6 protein-coding genes are annotated in these 6,676 nt (G+C 37.7%); 3 read left to right on the top strand and 3 right to left on the bottom strand.

From position 1 onward, the window contains the following. The coding region (locus AS888_RS09635) for a transposase (RefSeq protein WP_081092376.1) at positions 1-211 on the bottom strand (211 nt) is incomplete at its 3' end. Positions 212-640: 429 nt separating this feature from the next. After that, positions 641-733, bottom strand: a complete 93-nt coding sequence (locus AS888_RS27140) for a hypothetical protein (protein ID WP_340373678.1) — start codon at positions 731-733, stop codon at positions 641-643. 735 nt (positions 734-1,468) lie between these two features. On the opposite strand from AS888_RS27140, the gene AS888_RS09630 reads away from it, so the two are divergent. Next, the gene (locus AS888_RS09630) at positions 1,469-1,783 is read left to right on the top strand and encodes a hypothetical protein (protein ID WP_061141964.1); all 315 of its coding nucleotides are present in this window, start codon (positions 1,469-1,471) and stop codon (positions 1,781-1,783) included. Positions 1,784-2,183: 400 nt separating this feature from the next. Here the strand turns inward: AS888_RS09630 and AS888_RS09625 are convergent, their stop codons facing one another. After that, positions 2,184-3,098 (bottom strand): helix-turn-helix domain-containing protein, encoded by a 915-nt coding sequence (locus tag AS888_RS09625; RefSeq protein WP_061141963.1) that lies wholly within the window; start codon positions 3,096-3,098, stop codon positions 2,184-2,186. 189 nt (positions 3,099-3,287) lie between these two features. Between AS888_RS09625 and AS888_RS09620 the strand changes: the two genes are divergently transcribed. Further along, the gene (locus tag AS888_RS09620) at positions 3,288-5,411 is read left to right on the top strand and encodes a glycoside hydrolase family 3 protein (RefSeq protein ID WP_061141962.1); all 2,124 of its coding nucleotides are present in this window, start codon (positions 3,288-3,290) and stop codon (positions 5,409-5,411) included. Between the two features lie 267 nt (positions 5,412-5,678). Further along, positions 5,679-6,644: a peptidoglycan-binding protein gene (locus tag AS888_RS25015; protein ID WP_081092375.1), complete on the top strand. Its 966-nt coding sequence runs from the start codon at positions 5,679-5,681 to the stop codon at positions 6,642-6,644. Positions 6,645-6,676 lie beyond the last annotated feature (32 nt).

Below are 6,676 nucleotides of genomic sequence, written 5' to 3'. Positions count from 1 at the left end.
GGAAACCATAGCCTAAGAACCAACGGTAAGCCATATTGGTTTCAACTTCTTCAATCGTTTTACGCATGGAACGAATACCGAAGGTATATTGAATGAAAGTGAAGTCAATGGCAGCCTCCATTTTACGAACCAAATGGTTCGGTGGCACCAGTTGATCTAAAGTAATCATTTCAAGTTGATCTCGCTGAATAGAATCATGTTTAGAAAGCATCCTCATCACCTCAAGTTTTAATACTTCAATTTTAAAACAAAAATGACTCCAGTCAAAAGTGTTCTATCTAAAAGGTAGAACAAAGTTGATTGGAACGGAAGGTACGAGACTCCTGCGGGAAAAGCGCGTCTAGGGGAGACCCCGCAGGCAAAGCCGAGGAGGCTCCCCGACCGCCCGCGGAAAGCGAGTGCCTGGAGTGGAAATCAACGTCTAAATTGTACAGGCCATAAAAATAGACAAACTCGATTTTCATCGAGTTTGTCTACAGTCTGAAGCACAATCCGCTTATGGATTGTGCTTTTTTATTTTTGGGCTTGGAGAACGAACGAGACACGCTGGGGCCTATTCATACGGTATAGCCACGAGAATTAAGAATGGAAGAATCAGTATACATATGGTGACATTTCTTGAGTTAATTTGAAATGCCCCTCATATGAAATTGCTTTCTGTATTGAATGGGGGATAACGCTTATGCTCTTTAAATCTCCTGATGAAATAGCTGAAATTCTCAAATCCAACCATGAAGGAAATATCCAAGACTTTTAAATCGCTGCTTTTTAACAACTCGGCCGCTTTCTCACATATTCATTTATATACGTAATGGGCGTTTTACAATTGAGTGATGAAAATATTTTGAAAAAATTTTTTATTCATATTAAAAGGGAGGCTAAGTCATCAAGCATTATTTTTTTATCGTAATTCTACTGGATATAGATGATAACTTTTTTGATATTTTCCTGTTTTTCTTTTACGTTTGTTTGTAATTCCGAAAAATGCTTGCCCTCAAAAGCGCTACTATAATCTCCAGCAGCATAATTATAATAAGTAATGCTGTTATTTCGAATTGTTTTTGATTGGTTTTAATGATGGTTAGTAATCTATCAACTAGATATTTTTGTAACAGCCCGTCAATTTGAGCGGAAGATGGGAAACTCAGGTACCCCTTAGTTATAGGTGTAACAATGGTATAATCGTAAGTAATCTCAGATGGGAATGAATAAGTATCATCAGTATTTTGCCACGCCTTTATTTTTATGTAGCACTTGTACCCGAATACTCCTATGTAATAGTTTCAAGACGGGGGAAGAATTGCTCGTGGTGATTAAAGAACAGCGAAATAAGTTTATAAAGCTCGTCAACTAGATCTGCTCGATGAAACTATTTCCGGAAGATTAACATTGTGAGGGCTTTTTTTTGTTGCAAATATAAACACTTAATTAATTCTAGGTATTTTTGGGGGAAAAGGCGTATATTGTATTGGATGCGCTTCAAAAGGATTATTTTAAAAATAAGCCCATTCAGTTTTTGCAGGTTGATGTAATTCCTGATGTAACATACTATCAGTTAATCGACCATTCATTGGATGATTTTCTTGATAATTTTTACGAAGAAAATTATCCAGCAATATACGAGTTAGAACAAAAAGCGTTTACAGATTGGTTCGGTCAATGTTGGAAAAAATCATGCGGGGATATATTGAATGTACCATGTTTCTTTGTTTTCCACGACGATACTAAATCATATGAGTTAAAAAATAATCAATGGATTGATAATGAAGAAAAATGGTCATAATAAACGATGAAGAATGCCTATATATAGGCATTCCAGTTTGTAGACAAAAGGGGTTCGGAATTATTGATTCCGAACCCCTTTTAGAATTCTCTTTAAATGTTCGCGGATAATATATTTTCGTTTCAACATGACAAATTGTTGTCTTGTTACATTCTTTAAAGAAAAAATAGAAATGGGAGGGTAAAACGTTAAATAATTAACTACCTTTGATGCTCATTAGGTCTTAACGAGTCAAATACGGATTGGCCCAAACAAATATGGAATATGAGCTGCTGGCTTCAGTTCCTGGATTCGATTTTTCCTTCACTTTTTAAATATTGAGAATTTTTATCGATGCTTCTCCATGGTTCATTGTACTTTTGGGAAGCCTCTTTGTTATTCCTTTCATGAAAGCCGCATCTTAGTATGAATTTTGAAATCTTTTTTGGAGTTTTTTGGGAGAAATATTATATTCTTTTTTGAAGAGTCGATAAAAACTAGAATAATCTAGGAAACCGCAATGTAAGGCAACTTTCTCTATGGATATCTGATTTTTCTTAATCATCGTTACGGCAAAAGATAGGCGTTTTAATGATACGTAACGGTAAAAAGGAAGGTTCATATTTTTCTTGAAATAATGTGAAAAATAATATTTATTTAAATGAAAATGATTCGCTACAATGTCTAAACTTAAATCCTGATCTGTAAAATGTGATTCGATATACTCTACTATTGATAGGAATCTTTGGTCCAGTTCGTCCTTATTTCCGTGACTAGCCTTACTATTAGAGGAATCGAAGATCGTTTGGAGCACCTGAAATAATTGATAGTTTAATGTGAAGGGGAGATTTTCTTCGCCTTTATCAATGTTTTGAGTGATTTCATCTAGTAAAAAAATAATTGTCTGGAAATGCTTTGTATGTAAATGTAACACGTGTGTATCTAATGTTTTTTGATAAATGATATTTTCTTTCATCGTTGGTGAACTTGAAAGGAAGTCATTCAGCAAATGCTCACTAACGCTAATAATGATTCGTTCATATCTGTCCATTTTCTTAACATTTGCCTTATGAACAGCATAGGGAGGGATGATGACGACATCGCCTCTCTTTAAGGGATAAGTTTTTCCTTCGCAAAAGAAGTCACATTCTCCATCTAAAAAAACGAGCACTTCTAAAACATCATGCTGATGCAATTGGAACAAGGACTCGATTTTGGAAAATTCCTCAGGAGATTTATCATGAATTTTGAGCCAATCATGGGATGGATGTTTTTTGCTAAAGTAATGAATGTTAAACCCTCTATTGATGACAGGAATTAGATTAGATTGCTTCATATTTCGTCAACCTCTCAAATAGCAACAATTGCAATGTTTTGAGCAATTTACGCCATTTATTTTTAACTTTTAGTTGTTATTATAACAGTAAAGAAAGCGATATCAAATTTATTGAACAAGTTGCGGAAATCATAACTGGCTCCTTCTAAGGGTAGAGCGAGGAGAAGGTAAAGTTTAGGAGGAAATGCAATGGAAAAGTATCATAAACAACCAGAATTAGAAGTTAGAGTGAAGAATATTATCGAAGTTGACGGATTGAAATTTAAGGATTTGAATAATAGTGGGAAGCTAGAACCTTATAAGGATTGGCGTTTGAGTCCAAAGGAACGTGCGGAGAACCTAGTCTCATTGATGCATATCGATGAGAAGATCGGTATGATGCTGATTAATACGCGCAAAATGGGGCTTTCTCAGGAAAATAAAGAAAAGACAAGCCATGAGGGTATATTGGATGAAGCGATTGTGGAAAAAGGGGAAAATATATTCGCTGCATCAAAAATATACGGAACAACACATACGATCGAGAAAAGGAATGTAAGACACTTCATATTAAGAGACAACTTTAGCCCAGCTGAAATGGCTGCATGGATTAATAAAATGAATGAAGTTGCTGAGGGAACCCGTTTAGGTATTCCTTGCTTGATTACATCCAATTCAAGAAATGAAAATGCAGAACCTATTTTTGGTATGAATGATGCAGGTGGAATTTTCTCCACATGGCCTGGAACCCTTGGTCTTGCAGCGGCAGCACAGGGAGATATTAAAAACGGTGGAGATGCAACACTTATTAGCGAATTTGCTAAAATCGCTCGCGAAGAGTGGAATGCTACAGGTATCAGAAAAGGGTATATGTACATGGCGGATACGGTTACAGATCCGAGATGGCAACGAGCCTATGGTACGTTTGGAGAAGATCCAGAATTTATTTCTGATGCTATTGGTCGTCTTATCGATGGATTCCAAGGTGAGGAATTAGGCAAAAACAGTATTGCCATGACAACGAAGCATTTTCCTGGTGGAGGAGCAAGGGAAAATGGATTCGATCCTCATTATAAAGAAGGAAAGTGGAATCTTTACCCTACTCCAGGAAGCTTAGAAAAATATCACTTACCACCATTTAGAGCAGCGGTAGAACATGGTACATCATCTATCATGCCCTATTATTCTATACCAAGTATCAAGAAGAGTGTGGTACAAGAGTTCGAGGGTGAAGACATTCCATTCGAAGAGGTAGGCTTCACATTCAATCACTATTTCATTAATCATATTCTAAGAGGAAAACTTGGATTTAAGGGCTATATCAATAGTGACAGCGGCATTGTGAATAATATGAGCTGGGGCGTAGAAGAATTAAGTGAGGCTGAACGTTTTGCGAAAGCAGTCAATGCAGGGACAGATATAGTTGCGGACACAAATGATATAGAAAATCTTAAAATGGCTGTTAGTAAAGGCTGGATTAGCGAAAAGCGCATTAATGAAGCGAATGTACGACTTCTGATAGAAATGTTTACATTAGGTATTTTCGATGACCGTACATATAATTCGCCAGAAGAGGCTACAGCTGTAGTTAGTAACAAAGTGAATTGGAAAGCAGCTTATGAAGGGCATAAAAAATCTGTAACGATCCTTAAAAATCAAAACGAGACGTTACCATTAACTGCTGAAAAGGTTAATTGTAAAAAAGTATATGTGGAAGTATTGCACAAGGATGTAGAACGAGCAACAAAATATACTGAAAAGGCAAGGAAAGAGTGTCAAGAGCTCGGCCATTTTTCGATGACTACTAATTATGAAGAAGCTGAAGTAGCGATCATGTTCTTACATCCAAAATCCGGTTCTTATTTCAACGCGACACCAGGACTATTAGAGCTTGAGGTTTGTGAGGGGAAAGTAGTATCAGCTTTAGATGGCTCACTGTATCAGGAAACGACTATAACTGGTATGGATCATCTAAAAGAAGTGAGCGACAACCTTCATAGCCGTAGTGGAAAAGTCGTTATCAGTGTGAATGTAACCTTGCCATGGATACTTGAAAATATTGAACCGATGGCTGATGCTTTAATCGCTGGATACGATACCTTCTATAATGCACTGTTTGAGGTTATCGCAGGTAATAGTAAACCAGTAGGTGTTCTACCATTAACATTACCAGCGAGTGAAGATGTAATTGCCGTTCGTCAGAATGGTGAATGTGTGTCTAGAAACGATGTACCTGGTTATGACAAGGACAAATATATGCCTGCAGGACTATCATATGCATATAAGGATAGCGATGGTAATATCTATAAACTTGGTCATGGACTAACCTATTAATAGAGATACTAGCGAAGCTGTCACAACCCATAAGGAAATGCCAAGATTAAAAAGAGTTATAATTTTAAAACATGTTTATCGGAATTTTTGAATTACGCCCTCTTTTGTCTACAAACTGAGACCACTTATGAAGTGGTTTCTTTTATTTGGTTTAATAAAATATTTTAATAGGGTTGATTTGGAGCTAAAGAGCATTTTTCGGGTGTTTTTTCTAAATTGTACAAGCATTTCCTGATAAGCACCATAACATATTGGGAGGTGATTGAATTGACAGTCAAATTGGAAACATTATTGGAACGATCGGAAAAGAACATGGGCAGCGGAATACACCCAGTCGTCAAGGAATCAGCATTGGAAATGATTAAACGGGCATACAAAGAAGGCATTTTTGTGCAAATCAGTGCCGGCTATCGCTCAATGGAAGAGCAAGCGAAGTTGTATGGTCAAGGGCGCTTAGGATATAGCTACGGTGGCTTGAATTATAGTGATTTATCAAAACCGGTAGTGACTAATGCGCTGCCAGGTCAATCCTACCATAATTATGGACTGGCCATTGATTTCTTCATCGTAAGCGATGATGGCAAAAATGCGATCTGGACTGTTGATGAAAAATGGAGGAGGGCAGGGGCAATCGGTAAATCATTGGGCTTTGCGTGGGGCGGGGACTGGTCAAGTTTTAAAGATTATCCACACCTGGAAATGACCGATGGGCTCTCGTATACTCAGCTTCAGGAAGGCTTAAAGCCTAATTTGACATCAAAGGTGATTGGGACCACACCATCACCTGGGTCAGGTGTGAAACCGGATGTCATCGAAAAAGACCCGCCTGAAAAGGACAGTGGAGATCCAACCATCAAGTCCATCCAAACCACATTGAATAAGCGGTATCAAGCAAAAATCGCGGTGGATGGTTATTATGGGCCGAATACGAAGAACGCGCTGATCAAGGGGTATCAAACGGAATTGAATAAACAATATGGGGCAAAGCTTACTGTCGATGGATTATGGGGACCGCGAACAAGAGCTGCCTCACCTAATGTGAGGGAAGGAGCCCAAGGCAATATCACCTATATTCTTCAAGCGGCACTTTATATGGAAGGCTTCAACCCAAGGGGGATAGACGGTATCTTTGGGAGTGGAACGGAATCGGCAGTGAAAGCATTTCAAAGGTCTGTTGGAATATATGCAGATGGCATTGCAGGAGAAAATACATTTGCCAAATTATTCGAATGATTTGAGTTCGATTAGTGCCGATCATGCTTATA

It is taken from the genome of Peribacillus simplex (genome assembly GCF_001542915.1).
GTDB lineage: Bacteria > Bacillota > Bacilli > Bacillales > DSM-1321 > Peribacillus > Peribacillus simplex_B.
This window is presented reverse-complemented; position numbering and strand designations above follow the sequence as displayed.